Consider the following 19,093-nt stretch of genomic DNA (forward strand, 5'->3'; position numbering starts at 1 on the left):
CTCGTTTATTATGGAATAATAACTGTGAAACCGTTTTCGATTTTGACTAAGAACAGGAAAGAAGGAATGGACATGCCTAACGTGGCGCTGTTCGTCACTTGTCTCTCCGATACGTTGTTCCCATCGGTAGGACAAGCGACGGTCGAACTATTAGAACATCTAGGTTGTGAAGTCAGTTTCCCATTTGAACAAACGTGTTGCGGGCAGCCCGCTTACAATAGTGGCTACCATGAAGAGACGAAAAAGATTGCGAAACATATGATTGAGACGTTCGAGAAGGCGGATGCTGAGTATATCGTCGGTCCGTCTGGATCTTGTGTCATGATGATGCGCGACTATCCACATTTATTTAAAGATGATCCCGTTTGGAAGGCGCGGGCCGAGGCTCATGCGGCGAAGACGTTCGAGTTGACGCAGTTCATCGTTGACGTGCTCGAAGTGACGGACGTCGGGGCCAAGTTCCCAGCCAAGGCAACGTATCATGCGTCTTGTCATATGACGCGCCTCCTCGGAATCGAGGCGGCACCGGGCCAACTCCTTAAAAATGTCGACGGATTGACGATGCTCCCGCTCGACAATGTCCACAACTGTTGTGGCTTCGGGGGGACGTTCTCCGTCAAAATGCCAGACGTCTCGGTGCAGATGGTCGATGAGAAAGTCGAGTCGATCTTGAACTCGGGAGCCGAAGTGTTGATTGGGGCTGACGCTTCATGTCTGATGAACATCGGGGGACGTTTGCATAAACAAGGTCATCCGATCAAAGTGATGCATATCGCGGAAGTGTTGAACGAAGGGGTGAAACAAGCATGAGTATGGGGATTCGGTTAGATGAGAAGTTTCAGGATCGACGTAAAGACGGAATCGACAATCCGTTCATGCGTCAGGCTGTCAGTTCGGCGCAAAACCGTCTGCGTGACGGTCGTTTAAACGCGGCAGGTGAACTCGGGGATTGGGAAGCGTTCCGGGACCATTCGGAAGAGATTCGCCAACACGTACTCGAACATCTCGACTATTACTTATATCAATTGAGCGAGAACATCTCGAAACGAGGCGGCAACGTCTTCTTCGCCGAGACGCCGGAAGAAGCAAACCGTTATATCCGGGAAGTTGTACACGCCAAAAACGCCAAACATGTCGTCAAATCGAAGTCGATGGTGACAGAAGAAATCGGGCTGAACGAGGCGCTCCATGAGGAAGGTTGCACGGTCGTCGAGTCCGACCTCGGGGAATGGATCCTTCAACTCGATAATGATCCGCCGTCGCATATCGTCGCCCCGGCCCTCCATAAAGACCGGAACGCTGTCCATGAGACGTTCACGGCCCACGGCTACGAAGGGACGAACGACCCGACCGAGCTCGGGCGCTATGCACGCCGTGAGTTACGAAAAGACTTTTTGAAAGCGGAGGTCGGCATCACCGGCTGTAACTTCGCCATCGCCGAGAGCGGTGCCGTCGGACTCGTCACGAACGAAGGGAACGGCCGCATGGTGACGTCGCTTCCGGACACTGTCATTTCCGTCATGGGGATGGAACGGATCGTCCCGTCATACGAGGAGTTCGAAGTACTCGTCAACATGTTGTGCCGGAGCGCCGTCGGTCAACGACTCACCTCGTACATCACGACGTTCGCTGGCACGCGCGATCACGGCGAAGTCGATGGACCTGAGGAGTTCCATCTCGTCATCGTCGACAACAAACGTTCCGGCATCCTCGGCACACAGTTCCAATCTGTCCTTCAATGCATCCGTTGTGCGGCCTGTATCAACGTCTGTCCCGTGTACCGCCACATCGGTGGTCATGCCTACGGCTCGATTTATCCGGGTCCGATCGGCGCCGTGCTCGCCCCGCTCCTCGACGGCTACGAGAATTATAAAGAGTTGCCGTATGCCTCGAGTCTATGCGGTGCCTGTACGGAAGCCTGCCCGGTCAAGATTCCGCTCCACGAGCTATTGATCGAACATCGCCGTGTCATCGTCGAAGAGAAAAAACAGTCACCGTTCGTCGAGCGCATTGCCATGAAAGGCTTTGCGGTCACGTCGTCGAGCCCGTTCTTGTTCGAAGCGGCCGAACACATCGCGCCGTTCGCATCGTCCCCATTCACGAAAGCGGGACAAATCGAGAAAGGCTTGCCGGCCTGGACGGATTCGAAAGACTTGCCGCAACCCGCCAAGCAGACGGTACGGGATTGGTTCAAGAAACGGGGGAATGTAGAATGAATCCAGGAACGATCACCAATCGCGAAGACTTTCTAAAACGAATCGCCGGACAGCTCGGACGTGACGTCGACTTGACGCCGCCGAAACGCGTGTATAAGCACCGCCCGCAAGACGAGGTGCTGAAAGACGCCTCTGACGAGGAACTGCTCGAGACGTTCCGGATGGTCGCGACACGCATCCATACTGACGTCGTCGAATGCGAGTCGGCTAACCTCGATGATACACTCCGTCTCTTGATTGAACGGTATGATGGGCAGAGCATCATCGCGGAACGTGACGACCGAATCCAGGCATGGGCGCCCCAAACGAGCGAATCGTTCGACTGGTGGGATGCGGAGCGGCCAGAAGACAGCCGTGCCCTCGCCGTGAAGGCCGATATCGGTATCACGATTGCCGACCAGGCCCTCGCCGAGAGTGCGACGATCGTCCAGTACGCGGCTCCAGGGAAGTCACGCACAATCAGCTTGTTGCCGCGCGACCATATTGCCATCATCCCGAAATCGGTGCTCGTGCCGCGGATGACACAGGCAGCCAAAAAATTAGCCGAACTTGACCGCACCGGTGACCTCGCCTCGCCAAACGGTGTCAACTTCATCTCCGGCCCATCGAACTCAGCCGATATCGAGATGAATTTGATTGTCGGCGTCCACGGACCTGTCCGTGTCGCCTACTTGCTCGTCCATGACTTATAAGGAAAAAGACTCGCCGCGTGATGAAGCCATTCACGTAGCGAGTCTTTTTGTGTTCAGTTTATTCGACCGTGATACTCCCGTTTGAGCTCGTCAGTTTGACTTCAACCGCTCCGTCCCCGAACGTCCGCTCGTTCGCCCGATCCCCGAACAGCTCGACTTTGCCGTTTCTCGTCTTAGCCCGAATGACGGCGTCACGCGGATCTTGCTTCAGACGCATATCGATGCGGCCATTGTTCGTCTTCAGACGGATTGGATGCTCAATCACATCAATCACACAGTCGATGCGGCCATTCGAGGTTTTCCCCTCAATCGCTCCTGTCACGTCGTTAATATCGAGGCGACCGTTCGACGATTGAATTTCGAGGCGGTCGACGTTCGAGGCGCCCACTTCCACACTACCGTTCGATGATTGCGCGTCAAGGATCTGTCCTGTTATCGACGTCAAACTGACTTTTCCGTTCGAGGAACGGAATGAGGCACGATCGGCGCGAACTGTGTGGGCCGTGATGCTCCCATTCTCACTCTCGACGTCGACCGACGTGGCGTCAACATTGCTCATATTGCACGAGCCGAGACGGTTTTTGATCATGACTTTTTCATACGCATGGCGCGGCAGCTCGACGTGTAACACCGGTGCTTTCGTGACGATCCAGGAAAATAGGTTCGACAGACCGAAACGACGTTCTGACTCAATTCGGATTTCGAGCGTGTCCCCAACGATATCCATCGTCACCCCGTGATCCCGTTCCGTCTCGAGCGTCGCGTAGGCAAAGCCGCCATCAGATGGGACGACTTTGACGTGTGCTTGCAGGACGTTGATCGAGACGTTTCGGAACGCCACGTTCGGACTTTTCACAATAGCCAGTTCCTTTCGCTCTGCAGTGAGTGGCTCGACCGTGCCGAGCAACTCGCTCGCGAGTGCGCTTGGTGTCCCGAGCTCTTCGACCATTGCCGCATCACTTTTCCCGTCGAGTCGTCCGCTCGCAAAGTACTCCGACACATCCCGTAAAACATCAACCCGATCGATGACGCTCATTCCCATCAGTAACCGTTCGAGTTCCAATAAATACTGTTCTTCTGTCATTTGTCCGTTCCCCCTTCGATCAATTCGTTGACGCCGGTCGTGAACGTCTCCCATTCTGCGCGTAGTTCCGCCAAATGAGCTTTCCCCTGCTCCGTGATGGCGTAGTACTTTCGCGGTGGTCCTTCTGCCGATTCTTTTAAATACGTCGTGAAGTACCCGTCTGACGTAAGCCGCCTTAGGAGCGGGTAGACGGCTCCTTCTGAGATGGCGACTTTTGCCGAAATGGCTTGCACGAGCTCATACCCGTAGCGGTCATGCGTCTCGACGAGCGCGAGCACACATAAATTGAGTACGCCTTTCTTGAACTGAGGGTTCATTTATTCGCCTCCTCTATTATACATTAAACAATAGCTTATCATTCACTATTATTCAATAGATAATAGTTAAATTTCCGCTTATTTCTTGATTGGTGGAAACAACTGGTTCAAATCTGTACAATGAAGGAACAACACTCGCAGGATATTTGTCATAGTAGGAACGTACGCAGTTCCAGGAAGGACCGGTCTTTATGAAAGCATGGATTGACCAGCGGATCGGAAGACAGTTTTTATTCGTCTTCTATTTATTCATCGGACTGATCCTCCTTACCTCACTCGCCGTGTACATGTATACGGAAAACCGAATCGAACAGACGACGTCATCGCTCGAAAACATTAGCGAACGGCGCACAAATGCGACCGAGCTATTCGAGACGTGGCAGTCGATGCAATATGAAATGCGTGGCTATGTCATCCTCGGCGACGAGGCGATGCTCACTCGCGTCAAAGACAAACAAGAATTGATCGAAACCCAGACCGCTTGGTTCGAGACGAACGCGGTCACTGAAAAAGAAAAGACATATGCAAGTGATGCTCGGACGCTCTTCTCGGCCTATCAACAACGCGTCATGCCTAGCCTTGAGCGTTACGTTGTCGCCAAACGCGAAGGAACGATCACTGAACCGTTCTTGAAAATGCCGACGCTCGGTAAAGTAAATCCGCAAGCGGAACCACCTGCCGATCGCAAATTCAAGATCAATTCGAAAAGTGCCGCTGACATGAGCGCGAGCATCGTCGACATGGAGACCGTATTCACGGAGTATCGCAACTCATTGAATGAAGAAGAGAATCTGCTACGGGAACAACTGGCCACACATACGAAGTGGGCCCAAGTGTTATGGCTCCTCTCTCTCTTAGCGGTCTTGCTCGTCCTCTTCATCGCCGCCCGTCCTTACGTCCAACGACTGACCGGTCAACTTCATGAGTTGATCATCAACAGTGAACGTTTGGCGGACGAACGGATCATCCCGATCCCGGCGGCTGTGTCGTCACGAAACGAGGTTGGACAATTGACGAACTCCTTCCGTCAAATGGCCTCTTCGCTCGCGACTCAACGCAATCAAGTCGAGGAAGAACGTGAGAAGACGGCGCGGCTCCTTCACTCGATTCGTGATGCGGTCATTTATGTGGAGCATACGACGCATGAAAAATTCGCTAACCAGGCCCTCTTTATCATGTTCAATCAAGCCGTCACGAAACGGAACGAGATGGACCTGTATCGCTTGGATGTTGATTTAGAAGAACTCGGCCTCCAAGTCGATCAAAAAGACTCGTTCTTCTCGTTCATGCGCCGTGCGTTTGACGGTGAGAGCATGGAGGAAAGCGTGACGTTCTCGATGAATCAAGAAGAACGATTCATCCAAATGTATGCGGAGAAAATCCACTTGCGCGGTACCCGTCATGGCACGATGCTCGTCTTCCGGGATGTGACGCAAGAGACCGAGGTCGATCGATTGAAGACAGAGCTCGTCTCGACCGTGTCGCACGAACTGCGCACACCGCTCACGAGCATCATCGGCTTCACCGAGCTGCTTCGCTATCGGACGATGGCCGCGGAGCGCACCGATCAATATTTAGGGATGATTCACCAAGAGACGCTACGTCTCGAGGACTTGATTTCAAACTTATTGGACGTGCAACGGATGGAGTCCGGCAAACAGACGTACCATAGCCAACCGGAGAGCCTGCATGACATCTTGAAAGAGACGATTGCCGTCCACCAAGGCGCGAGCGAACATCATCAGCTCGCCCTCGAATGTGACACAAATCTCTATGTATATGGTGACCGGGATCGGCTCAGTCAGCTGTTCACGAACTTGCTCCACAATGCGATTAAGTACTCGCCGGATGGCGGGAAAGTGGCCGTCTGCGTTACAAATGATAAATCAGACGTCATCGAGATTTCCATTCAAGACACAGGCATCGGGATTCCGATGGCGGCATTGCCGAAACTGTTCGACAAGTTTTATCGCGTCGACAATTCGGCCAGCCGTAAAATCGGTGGCACGGGCCTCGGCCTCGCCATCTGTAAAGAGATTGCTGAAGGACACGGCGGCTCGATTCGAGTCGATTCGAGCGTCGGCCATGGCTCGACGTTCACGATTATCTTGCCAAAGTATAGTATGGAAGACCAGATGAGCAGCTAACGAACAAGGGAGGACTCGTGTAAAGCGAGTCCTCCCTTTCGTCATTGTACTTTATTTTCAGGTCCGAAAGCCGGGTACAGCGATAGACCGCCATCCGCGAAAATCGTCGCGCCTGTGACGTACGACGACTCGTCAGAAGCAAGCCAGGCCGCCACGGCCGCAATCTGTTCAGGACGCCCGATCTCATGCGTCGGGATAAGTGCCTCAAGTCCTTTTTTCTCTTCCGGGTCTTGCATTGTCTCTTCGTTGATCGGTGTGTCGATCGCGCCCGGCGCGATGCCGTTGACACGGATCTTGTTCGGTGCGTACTCGAGCGCGACCGATTTCGTGAACATCTTGACGCCACCCTTACTCGCTGCGTAATGGGTATAACCAGGACGCGGAATCACTTCATGCACCGACGACATGTTGATGATGTTCCCTTGGATTTTGTGCTCCACAAAATATTTGAGAGCGGCCCGCACACCAAGGAACGTTCCAGTCAAGTTCGTGTCGATGATTTTCTTCCAGTTGTCGAGTTCCATCTCATGCGTTTTTGCTTCGACCTGCACCCCTGCATTATTGACGAAGATGTCCATCTTCCCGAACTCGGACACGGCCGTTTCAATCATCTTCTCGGCGAGTCCTTCTTCCGCGACGTCACCTTTCACCGCGACTGCCTTGCCGCCAGCCTCTTCAATTCCTTGAATCACTTTCTTCATCTCGTCTTCACTGCTGCGATAGTTCAGGACGACATGGACCCCTTCTTTTGCGTAACGCTCTGCAATCGCTCGACCGAGTCCTTTCGAACTGCCGGTGATGACTGCGACTTTGCCTTTCAGTTCTGGATAGTTAGCCATATCAATTCCTCCTTCGTCTCTTCTCGATTTGTAGTTCCCTCATTCCCCTCTTCGTGAAACCTTTTAGGCTGTTTTTTGAATATTTGTGGCAAATCTACTATACTGAAACAAACTATTCGTTTTCAGGGATTCTCCTGAACGACATACAACTTATTCTAATGGAGGTGACTCCCCGATTTTTGGGGGAATTTTTGGACAGTCCCATGTTATTCAGCTTATTGATCGTCGCCCTGCTCATTTTCATGACCGCCTTTTTTGTGGCGGCTGAATTCTCGATTGTTAAAGTGCGCGGCGCCCGTCTTGACCAACTCGTGCTCGAGGGAAACAAACGGGCCTCTGTCGCCAAAAAGGTGATTGAAAACCTTGATGACTCGCTATCGGCTTCACAGTTCGGTATCACGCTCGCCGCACTCGGTCTCGGTTGGATCGGTGCGGATCAAATCGAAGGGATGATTCAACCGCTTGTCGACCGCTTGAACGTATCGACATCGCTCGCTACCGTCCTATCCTTTTTGATTGCCTTCTTACTGATTGCCTTCTTGCACGTCGTCATCGGGGAACTGGTCCCGAAAACACTGGCCGTGCACGAAGCCGAGCGCTTGACACTGCTCGTCGCCCGACCGCTTTATTTCTTCACGAAATTATTGTATCCGTTCATCCACGTGCTAAACGGCACAGCCCGGCTGACACTTCGCTTGTTCGGCGTACAGACGACGGCACAGGAGACGGCGCACTCGGAAGAAGAACTCAAAATCATCATGACCGAGAGTTTCCGCAGTGGAGAAATTAACGAGAATGAGCTCGCCTACGTTCAAAATATCTTCTCTTTCGACGAACGTGTCGCCAAAGACGCGATGGTCCCACGGATGAACATGGTGACCATCGACGAAGAAGACTCGATTGAGACGATTATCGCTACCGTCCAAGAGCACCAATATACGCGCTATCCGGTCACCCGTGATGGTGACCGCGATGATGTGCTTGGCTTTATTAACGCTAAGCAGCTATTCACCGCTCAACTCGTCAAGAGCGACGCCCCGTTCGAATCGTTCATCCATCAACTCCCGCTCGTGACGGAGTTCACGCCGCTTCAAGAGGCAATGGTGAAAATGCAGAACGCGCGGACGATGATGTGTCTCGTCATCGACGAGTATGGGGGTACGGCGGGACTTCTCACGATTGAAGATATCCTCGAGGAAATCGTTGGGGAGATTCGTGATGAATTCGACCGTGACGAGCAAGCTGAAATCACCGAAGTCACACCCGGGCATTATCGCCTGTCCGGTCTCGTCTTGACGCAAGAGATCGAAGAACGGTTCGGCATCGAAATCGAGGATGATGTCGATACGATCGGCGGCTTCGTCTTATCACAAAAAGCGAATGCACGTACTGGAGAACGCTTCGTCTTACCGGGCGAACATGAGCTGATTGTTCGTGAAATCGACAATCACCGCATCGTTTTCGTCGATTTGATTTTGGCTCATAAAGACGAGATTCAACCTGAACTCGACTGACCTATTAGACCGCTCTCCCCGAAAAATCGGGGAGGGCTTTTCGTAGACGGTCCGAACTGTCGCTATATTTTCAGACCTTGTCGTGATATACTGCACATATGTTGCTTATTTGAGTGCGTGTCACTCATTGACACAACATCACCGAACAGTTCATGAATGTTCGGTCCAACAACTACAGAAAGAAGGTTACGCATGGAACGTAAACTATTTTTAATTGACGGAAACTCCATGCTGGCCAGTGCCTATTACGGTGCCGCCGCGAGCCGAACGAAAAAAGGACGCGAGGTATCTAAAAACGATCGGAGTGCCGTCATCGGTATGACCGGCCTCATCCGGACGATTCTACGTAGACATCGTCCGACTCATTTTGTCGTCGTGTGGGACGTCTCACGTGAAACATTATGGCGCCGCGAGCTTTATCCAGGCTATAAACGCCGTCGCCGCCAGACACCACCCGAGTTGAAAGCTCAAATGGAACTCATGCGCCAATTGCTTGAAGATAGCGGGATTCCGCAATATCAAGTCGAAGGCTATGAAGGAGAAGATTTGATCGCTCATATCGCTCGGAAGTTTAGCTGTAGCGCTCCTGTCGTCATCATGACGAAAGACAAGGACTTGCTTCAGCTCGTGAGCCCACGCATCACCGTTTGGCTTCAAACGCAAGAGTTGCAACAAATGCAGGCTCGTTGCGACATCAAAGACAATCGCCCGCTCCCGCTCAAGCGACATCTCGAGATTCGTCCTGAGGAGATTGCGGCGTTGTACGAAGGATTGAAGCCAAAACAGCTCTCAGCAGTCAAAGCATTGACAGGAGACCGTTCAGACGGGATCCCGCCTGTGGCCGGATTGGACGAAAGCCAATCGGTCCAGTTGATCAAACGCTTTGGTTCGCTTGATAAGCTCTATACGGCGCTAAGCGTCAAAGGCGACAAACGACAATTAATCAATGAAACGATCGCGGCACTGACGTCAGAAGAAGTGCCCCGTAACTTGAGACGCACACGTAAAAAGGCCGAGCGCAACATGGAGCTCGTCCGTCTCGATGTCACGGTGCCAGAACTCGAACACTTGAAACTCGCTCATCTTGAGCTCAGTATCAATTCAAAACGTGTCGAACAAGCGTATCAAAAACGCGGCATTCGCCTCTCGTTTGATTCGAGTCAAAAGAAAATTTCAGCACGCTAAAAAAGCGCGGACAATTAGTCCACGCTTTTTATATTTACCTTGATGCCATCATCGTCGGTGAGCGACCATTCCGGTGTCGTCCCGCCAAGCGCGCGGTTTGTCTCTGCGTCGACCAAAAGCGTCCACGCCTCCAGACCGGCCTCTTGTCCCATCGCCTGGCTCGGCCGGGCCCAGACGTTCGTCCCGATATGGTGATGATACCCGTCGGCCGCTAAAAATAAGGCGCCTGGATACGAATCGGTCGTCACCGTGAAACCGAGACGATCTTGATAGAATAATTTTGCCGCTTCTAGGGAACGTACTTTGAAGTGGACATGCCCCATCGTCGTCCCGTTCGGAAGGCCCGTGAACGGACGGTCGGCCGCCGCCTCGAGCATCGATTCATATTCAACCGGGTCCGTCGACATCTTCACATGACCGTTCGCTTCATATTCCCACTGCTCTCGGGGACGATCCGCGTAGAGCTCGATGCCGTTGCCTTCCGGGTCGCTCAAATAAAACGCCTCGCTGACCAAATGATCACCTTGGCCGACTTCAATCCGTTGCTCAATCAAATGACGAAGAATCCGTCCGAGTTCGACACGGTCCGGCAATAAAATGGCCATATGGAACAAGCCGGCTGCCCGTGGATTCAGACGAACACCCTTCACTTCATGTAAGACGACGAGCGCCATTTCGTTCGTTCCGAGCGTGACGCGATGTTCTGACGTCTCGAGTACATCCATTCCGATGACGTGCTCATAATACGTTTTCATCGTTTCTAAATCATTGACGCGCAGCGTGACAGCGCCGAGTTGTATGTTTGTTAATTTCATAGTTAATCACCTCTGTCCTCAGTATACTCGCTAAGTAGGATCGACAGAAGACGGCACAAAAAGGTGGTATAGTTACCTAAAGGATACTTAGAGAGGAGTGAGGCAGATGCCACTGATTTCAAGCTGTGAGGTCGATACCGCACTCGAGATGATCACGGGAAAATGGAAACCATCGATTTTACTCGCACTCATCAACGAAGACACGTTGCGGTTCAGCGAATTGAAACGTTCCCTTCCGAACATCAGTCAAAAGATTTTGACGGCCCAGCTCCGCGATTTAGAGGAGCAAGACATCATCATCCGGACCGTCTATCCGGAGGTGCCGCCTCGTGTCGACTATCGCTTGAGCGAGTATGGGAAAACGCTCATCCCGGTGCTCGAGACGATGAACGCCTGGGGCATTCAACACGCCGAACGCATGCGCAACAAATAATTGTCCACATGTGGATAACCCATTTCCGCAACATTATCTATCACTTATCCACAGGAGGCTCACATGATTCGTTATCCACAGTTAACCGGTCATCACTTCGGTGTGACGGCCCCTTCATCGGGTGTTCCTGCTGAACTGCACAAGTTGCTCCACGAGGCCGAAGCCACATTCACCCGCCATGGCTTCACGCTCCAATTTGAACCATCGGTCTGGACGCAGGACAAAGCGAAATCGGCACCGGCAGAAGTCCGGGCCGATGAGTTGACGCGCTTGTTCCATGACGAGGCCATTGACCTGATTATTCCGCCATGGGGCGGCGTCTTATTGATCGAGCTATTAGACACCATCGACTGGGATGCGCTCCCGCCGAAATGGATGCTCGGATATTCGGACGTCAGCTTATTTTTATTCGTATACACACTCAAGACCGGCATCGCCTCGGCCCACGGCACAAACCTCGTCGACCTGCGCGGCGAAGAATGGGACGCGACGAGCTCGCGTTGGCTCGACGTCGTATCGGCGAAAGAAGGCGAGACAGTCATCCAGCTCGCCTCGGAACAGTTCCAAAAAGAGTGGCAGCATGAGAACCCGAGCCCTCATGTGTATCACTTGACCGAGCCGACCGAATGGAAATCACTCGGCGGGACGGAAGCGACCGGGCGATTGCTCGGCGGCTGTATCGACGTCTTGTTGCATACGATCGGCACACCGTATGGCGACGTCGCTACGTTCCAACAGATTCATTTGAACGGGGAACCGATTCTTTGGTATTTCGAGAACGCCGAGCTCGATGTACCGGCACTCAAACGGACCCTGCTTCAAATGAAGTGGGCCGGTTGGTTCGATCATACGTCTGGCATTCTGTTCGGACGCAGTGCGGCCCAACAGCCCGTCCAAGGCTACACGGCAGAGGACGTGTATACGGAACTACAGGCATTGCTCGACGTTCCTGTCATCTACGACATCGACTGCGGACACGTCCCGCCGCAAATGACACTGATCAACGGTGCCCATGCCTCGATTCAAGTCGAGAACGGCAAAGGGACACTCGTCCAAACGTTCAAGGGCTGACGCGTCAGCCCTTGATTTGTTGTAACAGCTCAGTCAAATGTGTCCGGTAAAATCCTTCTGGGAGCTTTTCGACGGCTTCACGAATAAACGGGATTAACTTATCCCCACATCCGTAGCTCGCCCCAATCAGCACACCCTCGAAATACACGGCCTGGTCAATCAAACTATGTGCCTTCCAATCATCCATTCCTTCCCATAGACGGTCGAACGCCTTGTCCCCTGTTTCTTTTTCCCCTTTCATCGCGTAGTAGACGCCTTTTGACATTTCAATCGCGGCGATGAATGGGTAATCTTCAGCTAGCAGTCGTTCCATTTCTTCGATATGTCGTCCTAGGTGTTCGACACGACGATAATGGATAGCATAGAGCGCTTCTGACAATGCGAGTCTTACTTTTGCGACGTGATCGTCCGTGAACTGAATGTATTGTCTCGCTTTCACAAATGCTTCATCGATTCGCTGTTCGTCCTTCAAATACAGCGAACATAACGCGATGGTCCGATATACATCATCCGCTCGATAGTACGTTCGTGTCTGATGCATATATTGAAGCGCATCATCTAAATGACGAATAGCTCCTGACAAATCGCCTTCATACGTCAGCTCTTTCATAACGAGTAGCATCGCATATTCGATTCGGGTTCTCGAAGACATGTTTCGCACATCTAACCATTCCATTCGATTGATTTGCGCGCTAGCTTCCTCGAACTCATTCCATAAAATGTGATAAAACGCTTTTCCAACAAGCGCCATCGCTAGCTCATCTCTTTCCCCGAGTCGCTCAAATAAGGTGATGGCACGCTCATAAAACGTTAACAGTTCAGCCCGTTTGTCGCTATATCTCAATTGGTCTCCCATAATGATATAGGCACGACCTTGCCATACTGAGTTCATCTCGGGCTCTAGGTACGGAGTGAGTGCTTCATGCGTGGCTTTTTCAGTCCACTGATCGAGCGTCAATTGCGCATATTCAATCTCTTCGACGATTTTCTGTAAGTCCTCCTCGCGAGGATCGACGAGCAATGACTGTACCGACACGTCGAGTCGTTTCGCGATTTCACGAAGGCTGCGCATCGACGTCTCTGCTTTGCCGTTCTCAATCATACTGAGCATCGATTTCGTGATGATGCCTTCAGCGAGCTGGCTTTGCGTCAGTTTTTTTTCTTTGCGTAATGCTTTAATCCGTTGTCCAATCATAGAGCACCTCTTAAAAGTTAAATTTAATTGAACTTATTGTATACAAATCGAGTGTCATCGTTTACTATAAAGTTAAATCAGATTGAACTTAACTGTAAAGGAGAATCGATATGACGACCACTTCATCAAACTTGTATGTATTATTGCTCGGAAAATTCATGTCGTTGTTTGCATCCAGTCTCTTCACCTTCGTCGCCGGATTGACCGTCCTGACCACATCTGGCTCGGGACTACAGTTCGCGCTCGTCCTACTCGCCGGCACAGTACCGCGCGTTTTATTATCTCCGTTTGCCGGGGCATTCGCCGACAAATTGAATCGCAAACGCGTGATTATCACGATGGAGTCAGTAAACGCCTTATTATTTTTGGTTGCTGGCATCGCGAGTCTCGTTTGGACGTTCGGCGTACCTGCTTTCTTGATTATCACATGTCTGCTCTCTATCGTCTCGACTTTCTTATCGGTCACGTTGTCGAGTTCGATTCCGCTCTTGTTCAATCAGGGAGAACTTCAACGCGCCAACTCATTGATTCAAACTGTCATTTCCGTTTCGAGCATCGGTACACCATTGTTAGCGGGTGCCTTGTTCAAACTGTTACCGATCTCGACCTTCCTGCTCAGTTCATCCCTCTTGTTTGTTATCGCCGCCCTTGTCGCTTCTCGTCTCACGTTCCGAACGCATGAACGCATCTCTTCTAACCAATCGACATGGGACGACGTCCGGTCCGGCTTCCGCTATTTGAAACAACAACGGGTATTATGGACATTGACCGTTCTTGCCGCCTTGCTCAACTTCTTCTTCGTCGCCTCAGAAATTTTGTTTCCTATTGTCGCTTTACAGGAAATCGGTGTCAGTCCCCTCCAGTTTGGCTTTTTAGAGAGCATGTTCGCCGTCGGCTTTTTAGTCGCCTCGCTCGCCCATGCGTTACCGGTCTTTCAAATCAAGCATCGGCTAGCCACGACCCGAACCGCGCTAATCATTATCAGTTGCCTCTTTATCGGACCGGCCGTCCCGCTCTATTTTGACTTCTCAGTCACACCAGCTATCGTCTTCTTCGCTGGTTTCGCCTTATTAAGCGGATTCTTCATCATCCGCGTCAATATCCCCATCCATCTCTATTTACAGACGAACACGGAACCAAGTTATCTCGGTCGCGTGATCGGTGTTCTCGAATCCCTCGCCATGGGCATCACACCGTTCGGATTCATCGTGTTTGGCCTATTGAGCGAATGGATGCCGGTCGCTTCACTCTATACGATTTGTATGCTCTGCCTGCTCACCATTACGTTGTTCGCGATGTATCGGATCCGTCACGACATCGCTGCCGAAAAAGCAAATGTGTCAGCGAAAGCAGAAAGTGCGTGAACACAAAAAGACATCGAACGTTTTTCAGTTCGATGTCTTTTCTGTTGATGGAAGGACGCGTTTCTCTAACAAGAACGGTCCGAGTGGGATGACCGACGCCATGACGGCGAGGACCAACACTTTGAAGCCCCAGTTGAAACGCCATGCCATATAGACGGCTGCCGCCACGTAAGCGACGAACAGGAAACCATGGGCGGCGCCGACGATACTGACAGCGAGCGGCATGCCCGCCAAATACTTGAGCGGCATCGCGATGAGCAACAAGAGTAAGAAAGACACTCCTTCTGTGTATCCGAGCCATTTAAAATGTGTCGCGTTCATATTCGTTCTCCTTTTCAATCGATGCTACGTTCATCGTAGCCGAAAGTGGTGAGGTTTGTCACAGGAGAACGTCATAAAGTCGTTACGCTATTTGACGATTTGGTGAACGATGCATGACTTTTGTTTCCACGAACTTGCGAAGGAACAATCCATCGACGCCAAGTTTACCAGCATTGTAGCCTGCGACGAGAATGAGGACTGATACGATTAACATCGTCGGGTTCGTGCTGACCGTACCTGAGAGCAAGAACGCCATGTTCATGACGAGACCGAAGAAGGCTGCGCTACGTGTGAGGGCACCCACTAAGAGTCCAAGACCGACTAGGAATTCACCGTATGGGATCAACACATCGAACAAGGCTGCGTTCGGGATGGCGAAGTTTTCAAGGAATGCTGCCCACCAACCGGCAACGGCTGGGTGATCACCCGTGGCGAGAGAAGCTGCGTTTTGAAGATATCCTTCTGAACCAAATCCGCCTGTGATTTTGCCCCAACCTGCTGTGAGCCAGTGATAGCCGAGCCAGACGCGAAGGACTGTCAAAATACCGGTGGCGACGTTGTGGTTCTGCCAAAATTTTGTGAACATGATAATTCCTCCTTAGAATGAGTGAATGATGACTTATATGTGATTACATTCACAATATACCATCCATGTTCATCTTTTCACATAGGTTAGGACAAAAGTTCACGTTTCGTTCATATGTGCGTCACAGGTCAGTCACTTTTTGGAAATTAGTCAATTCGAAAAGGACGTCCGCGAGGGACGTCCTTGTTTGAGTTACAACTTCACCTCTTGAGGTGGCTGTCCTTTTTTATTCATCACGCGCATCGATTGTGGCGCGATTTTTAAGATGACGAGTTTTGGATCATCCGGACCGTCGAACCAACCTTCGAGTTTCTCGTTCCATACCTTTTCTTTCATCGATTCATCGTCAGATACACTCGCCTCGCCTAAAATCTCGAGGTACGTATCCCCGACGCCGTCCCCGTCATAGCCAATCAAAATATGTGTATACGGATTATTTTTCAGTTCATCCACTTTATCCGTTTCTTTCGAAGTTGCGGTGTAGAGCGTCAAGTCATCATGGAAAAATGTCATATAACGGCTGTGCGGCTTCCCTTTATAAACCGTTGCCATTGTCCCTACGTTACTATGATCTAAAATCTGTTTTGCCGTTTGCATTGCATCCATTCCGAAAAACCTCCTTGTGATAGTCACTCGTATATTGATTCCCCTGGGGCAAGTGATTAAACACGCGGACAACAAAAAACCTGCTCGCCGAAGCGAGCAGGTTATAAAATTCCTTGAGATAAGGAAGATTAGATTTTTTCAACGTTAGAAGCTTGTGGTCCACGAGCTCCGTCAGTGATTTCGAAAGTTACTGCTTGGCCTTCTTCAAGTGTCTTGAAGCCGTCGCCTTGGATTGCTGAGAAGTGTACGAATACGTCGTCTCCGCCTTCCATTTCGATGAAGCCGTAACCTTTTTCTGAGTTAAACCATTTTACTTTACCTGTGTTCATAATGAACCCTCCTGAAATAAACGCTGTGCGTTCTAGTAGTGCCTTACTAGAAAAAACTGACCAAATAAAAAATCACAAACCTCTAGGATTATCTTAAACGAAAAATAATCCAAAGCGTTTTGTGAATTATGTTTCCAGCTATTCTTAATTAAGCACATATAGAATATACCACGGATAAATGCTTCTGTCTACTAAATACTTCGGTTTGCTAAAAATACTTCTAAAACGGGTACATCCAATTGTAGTGAACGCTAGGAGGATGAACCATATGACCGCACATATCGATCGCTCGAATATCGCCGCCACCATCGCCCGTCATTCGAACTGGGCGCTCGGTGATCTAATGAAGGAAACACTTAATTGGCATGAGACAACACGACAGGCCCACTATCCCGATCAAGCAAAAACCTATCTCTCTCACCTGCCGATGACCGAACGCATCATCCCGGTGACAAGTTCGTTGCCGCTCGAGACGGTAGATGGAATCGTCCGTCCGGTGTGGATGCGCCGGCTCGATGCCGAGCACTTAAATTTGAGACAAGCGATACGCCACCATGTCGACGTCACCGATTATGGCGCCGTCGGGGATGGTTTGACGGATTGCACGCTTGCTTTCCGGCTCGCCCTCAGGTCGAACCGCCACGTTCACGTGCCGGCCGGCGTATATCTCGTCCGCGGCATCCGCATCCCGTCGAACTGTGTGCTTGAAGGCGCCGGCCAGCAGGATACGATGATTAAACTCTCAGACCGGGCCCCGAAACATCGACGGTTGCTTCGAAACGCAACGCCGTTTGCCGGCAATCATCATATCGAAGTCTCACATTTGACGCTCGATTGGAACGTGGAGCGTCTCGGTGACGTCGACCGGACCTCGAGTGGCGATACCGCTTCGAGCGCATTGACGTTCGCGCACGTCAAATTCGGTTGGATCCATCACGTCACGGCAAAAAACGCCGGGTTACACGCATTTGATATCACTGCCCCCCACTATCATTACTTGGGAGACGGATTACGTGCCAAAAAAGGAAGCCGCTACGTCTGGCTCGATCATTGCGAGGCGACGAATTACGGCGACGATGGCATCACGACCCATCATAGCGATGCCATCTATATCACGAACTGCTATTGTCATCATCCACATGGACGCACCCATGCCCATGGATTCTCGAACTCGAACGGGATCGAGATTGATGACGGATCACGCCATGTCACGCTCGTCAATAATATGAGCGAGGGTTGCTTCGGGGGCGTCGAAGTGAAGGCGCACGGGACGTCTTCAGCCGCCCATGACGTCCACATATTCGGACACTTCTCGTATCACGATAATCGCTCGTTCAACTTCCGGCACATCAGCCACCACTTGGCCGATGACCCGCAGTCGAAGACGGCACGTTTCCTGTCGGGCACGAATCTCGTCTCGATGGAGCCGGTCCGCTCGAAGCTATATAAGAAATCTTCGGCACGCAGCCTCGTCGTATCGGCGTACCAAGACGTATTGATTCATGGATTCACAGCCATCGGGAATCCGGAGTATGACTATCGCGGAAACCCGGCGCTTGCCATTCAATACAAATCCCGGAACGTCCGCTTGAAGCGGATTGCGACAAGTGGTTTTACTTCGGGCCGGGCCGACATCGAACTGTTCGGCGGGGATAATCGAACCGATGACGTCACGATTGAGGATGTCATTTGCCGTCACTCGGCCCCGGTCGCGTTGAAAGTCGGCGGACAGCTCACGAACGTCATGCTCCGCCGAATTGAAGGCGAACAAAAAAGTGGAGATGTGCTCATCTCCACCAGTAGCCCGATCGAGGCCCACGACTTATTCGCTTATGGGTTTTCCGATCGCGTACGCAACGACGCTTGAGCCGCCTCGACGAGTTCATCGAGCATCGCCTCATCTAAATTGAGTGAACTCACCGTCTGTTTCGCCATCATGCGGACGATAGCTTTGTCGAGAAAGCCCATTCGTTCGAAATCATAGCCGTTGCCGACGACTTCGACGAAATAAGCATGTGCCCGCAACACTTCTCGATAAGCATCCTCGAGTTCTCGTTGCCGTTCGGCCGCAGTCGGCGTACCGGCACATAAATAGAGGCCGAGCGGTCGTTTGAGCAGTTGGGTTTCGTTCCTGTGCAGCCAAGCCGTCATCTCGTCTTGAATTTTGCCCATCCGGATCGAGCTGCCGACAATCACATGGTCGACCGTCTCCCACTCGACATCCGGCTGCTCGACTACATTTTGGATGTGAACGTCTCCCGGAAGCCGTTCGGCCAACAAATGGGCAACTTTCTCACTCGTCCCGTAGCGGGTCGAATAAGCGATTAACGTATTCATCGCGTTTCCCCCTTTTCGTTCAGACTCTCCTATCCTTATTCC

At 51.5% G+C, this 19,093-nt stretch carries 20 protein-coding genes; 10 read left to right on the forward strand and 10 right to left on the reverse strand.

Features of this window, described 5'->3' with window-relative positions; translation table 11 throughout:
- Positions 1 to 72 precede the first annotated feature (72 nt).
- From FED52_RS12680 to FED52_RS12690, 3 genes are read left to right on the forward strand one after another with little or no spacing between them, the layout of a single operon-like run.
- Positions 73 to 810 (forward strand): (Fe-S)-binding protein, encoded by a 738-nt coding sequence (locus FED52_RS12680; RefSeq protein WP_138860095.1) that lies wholly within the window; start codon positions 73 to 75, stop codon positions 808 to 810.
- A gap of 2 nt (positions 811 to 812) precedes the next feature.
- Entirely contained in the window at positions 813 to 2,216 is a 1,404-nt protein-coding gene (locus FED52_RS12685; protein WP_138860350.1) for a LutB/LldF family L-lactate oxidation iron-sulfur protein, read from the forward strand.
- Positions 2,213 to 2,908, forward strand: a complete 696-nt coding sequence (locus FED52_RS12690) for a LutC/YkgG family protein (protein WP_138860096.1) — start codon at positions 2,213 to 2,215, stop codon at positions 2,906 to 2,908. Before FED52_RS12685 ends, FED52_RS12690 begins: the two co-directional genes overlap by 4 nt.
- Before the next feature lie 58 nt (positions 2,909 to 2,966).
- Here the strand turns inward: FED52_RS12690 and FED52_RS12695 are convergent, their stop codons facing one another.
- On the reverse strand, positions 2,967 to 3,992 hold the full coding sequence (locus FED52_RS12695) for a DUF4097 family beta strand repeat-containing protein (protein WP_138860097.1): 1,026 nt from the start codon (positions 3,990 to 3,992) through the stop codon (positions 2,967 to 2,969).
- Entirely contained in the window at positions 3,989 to 4,309 is a 321-nt protein-coding gene (locus tag FED52_RS12700) for a PadR family transcriptional regulator (protein ID WP_034780699.1), read from the reverse strand. The genes FED52_RS12695 and FED52_RS12700 overlap by 4 nt, the downstream gene beginning before the upstream one ends.
- A gap of 191 nt (positions 4,310 to 4,500) precedes the next feature.
- Between FED52_RS12700 and FED52_RS12705 the strand changes: the two genes are divergently transcribed.
- Entirely contained in the window at positions 4,501 to 6,456 is a 1,956-nt protein-coding gene (locus tag FED52_RS12705; protein ID WP_138860098.1) for a HAMP domain-containing sensor histidine kinase, read from the forward strand.
- A gap of 41 nt (positions 6,457 to 6,497) precedes the next feature.
- On the opposite strand, the gene FED52_RS12710 is transcribed toward FED52_RS12705, so the two are convergent.
- Positions 6,498 to 7,295, reverse strand: coding sequence for a glucose 1-dehydrogenase (locus tag FED52_RS12710; RefSeq protein ID WP_034780694.1), 798 nt, complete (start codon positions 7,293 to 7,295; stop codon positions 6,498 to 6,500).
- Positions 7,296 to 7,486: 191 nt separating this feature from the next.
- On the opposite strand from FED52_RS12710, the gene FED52_RS12715 reads away from it, so the two are divergent.
- Positions 7,487 to 8,809, forward strand: a complete 1,323-nt coding sequence (locus FED52_RS12715) for a hemolysin family protein (protein WP_034780692.1) — start codon at positions 7,487 to 7,489, stop codon at positions 8,807 to 8,809.
- Between the two features lie 192 nt (positions 8,810 to 9,001).
- Positions 9,002 to 9,994, forward strand: coding sequence for a 5'-3' exonuclease (locus FED52_RS12720; protein WP_034780689.1), 993 nt, complete (start codon positions 9,002 to 9,004; stop codon positions 9,992 to 9,994).
- Positions 9,995 to 10,008: 14 nt separating this feature from the next.
- On the opposite strand, the gene FED52_RS12725 is transcribed toward FED52_RS12720, so the two are convergent.
- Positions 10,009 to 10,809: a VOC family protein gene (locus FED52_RS12725; protein ID WP_138860099.1), complete on the reverse strand. Its 801-nt coding sequence runs from the start codon at positions 10,807 to 10,809 to the stop codon at positions 10,009 to 10,011.
- 106 nt (positions 10,810 to 10,915) lie between these two features.
- Here FED52_RS12725 and FED52_RS12730 point away from each other — a divergent pair, with 106 nt between their 5' ends.
- Positions 10,916 to 11,242, forward strand: coding sequence for a winged helix-turn-helix transcriptional regulator (locus FED52_RS12730; RefSeq protein WP_138860100.1), 327 nt, complete (start codon positions 10,916 to 10,918; stop codon positions 11,240 to 11,242).
- 63 nt (positions 11,243 to 11,305) lie between these two features.
- On the forward strand, positions 11,306 to 12,313 hold the full coding sequence (locus FED52_RS12735; RefSeq protein ID WP_138860101.1) for a S66 family peptidase: 1,008 nt from the start codon (positions 11,306 to 11,308) through the stop codon (positions 12,311 to 12,313).
- Positions 12,314 to 12,317: 4 nt separating this feature from the next.
- Here FED52_RS12735 and FED52_RS12740 read toward each other — a convergent pair whose 3' ends face one another.
- Positions 12,318 to 13,508 carry a helix-turn-helix domain-containing protein gene (locus FED52_RS12740; protein ID WP_138860102.1) on the reverse strand — a complete coding sequence of 397 codons (1,191 nt, stop codon included), beginning with the start codon at positions 13,506 to 13,508 and terminating at the stop codon, positions 12,318 to 12,320.
- Between the two features lie 110 nt (positions 13,509 to 13,618).
- Between FED52_RS12740 and FED52_RS12745 the strand changes: the two genes are divergently transcribed.
- Positions 13,619 to 14,872, forward strand: coding sequence for an MFS transporter (locus FED52_RS12745; protein ID WP_138860103.1), 1,254 nt, complete (start codon positions 13,619 to 13,621; stop codon positions 14,870 to 14,872).
- Positions 14,873 to 14,896: 24 nt separating this feature from the next.
- Here the strand turns inward: FED52_RS12745 and FED52_RS12750 are convergent, their stop codons facing one another.
- From FED52_RS12750 to FED52_RS12765, 4 genes are all read right to left on the reverse strand, one after another.
- A complete protein-coding gene (locus FED52_RS12750; RefSeq protein ID WP_029596302.1) occupies positions 14,897 to 15,193 on the reverse strand; it encodes a DUF3817 domain-containing protein in 297 nt (98 codons plus the stop codon).
- Between the two features lie 82 nt (positions 15,194 to 15,275).
- On the reverse strand, positions 15,276 to 15,779 hold the full coding sequence (locus tag FED52_RS12755) for a DoxX family protein (RefSeq protein WP_029596303.1): 504 nt from the start codon (positions 15,777 to 15,779) through the stop codon (positions 15,276 to 15,278).
- Positions 15,780 to 15,971: 192 nt separating this feature from the next.
- Positions 15,972 to 16,385, reverse strand: coding sequence for a pyridoxamine 5'-phosphate oxidase family protein (locus FED52_RS12760; RefSeq protein WP_138860104.1), 414 nt, complete (start codon positions 16,383 to 16,385; stop codon positions 15,972 to 15,974).
- 128 nt (positions 16,386 to 16,513) lie between these two features.
- Positions 16,514 to 16,714: a cold-shock protein gene (locus FED52_RS12765; RefSeq protein ID WP_016507985.1), complete on the reverse strand. Its 201-nt coding sequence runs from the start codon at positions 16,712 to 16,714 to the stop codon at positions 16,514 to 16,516.
- Between the two features lie 268 nt (positions 16,715 to 16,982).
- Between FED52_RS12765 and FED52_RS12770 the strand changes: the two genes are divergently transcribed.
- Complete coding sequence (locus tag FED52_RS12770; RefSeq protein WP_138860105.1) at positions 16,983 to 18,581, forward strand: glycoside hydrolase family 55 protein; 1,599 nt, start codon at positions 16,983 to 16,985, stop codon at positions 18,579 to 18,581.
- On the opposite strand, the gene FED52_RS12775 is transcribed toward FED52_RS12770, so the two are convergent.
- Complete coding sequence (locus tag FED52_RS12775; RefSeq protein ID WP_138860106.1) at positions 18,545 to 19,051, reverse strand: flavodoxin domain-containing protein; 507 nt, start codon at positions 19,049 to 19,051, stop codon at positions 18,545 to 18,547. The two genes, FED52_RS12770 and FED52_RS12775, sit on opposite strands and share 37 nt — an antisense overlap.
- Between the last annotated feature and the right edge of the window lie 42 nt (positions 19,052 to 19,093).

It is taken from the genome of Exiguobacterium mexicanum, assembly GCF_005960665.1.
GTDB classification, from domain to species: Bacteria; Bacillota; Bacilli; order Exiguobacteriales; family Exiguobacteriaceae; genus Exiguobacterium; species Exiguobacterium mexicanum_A.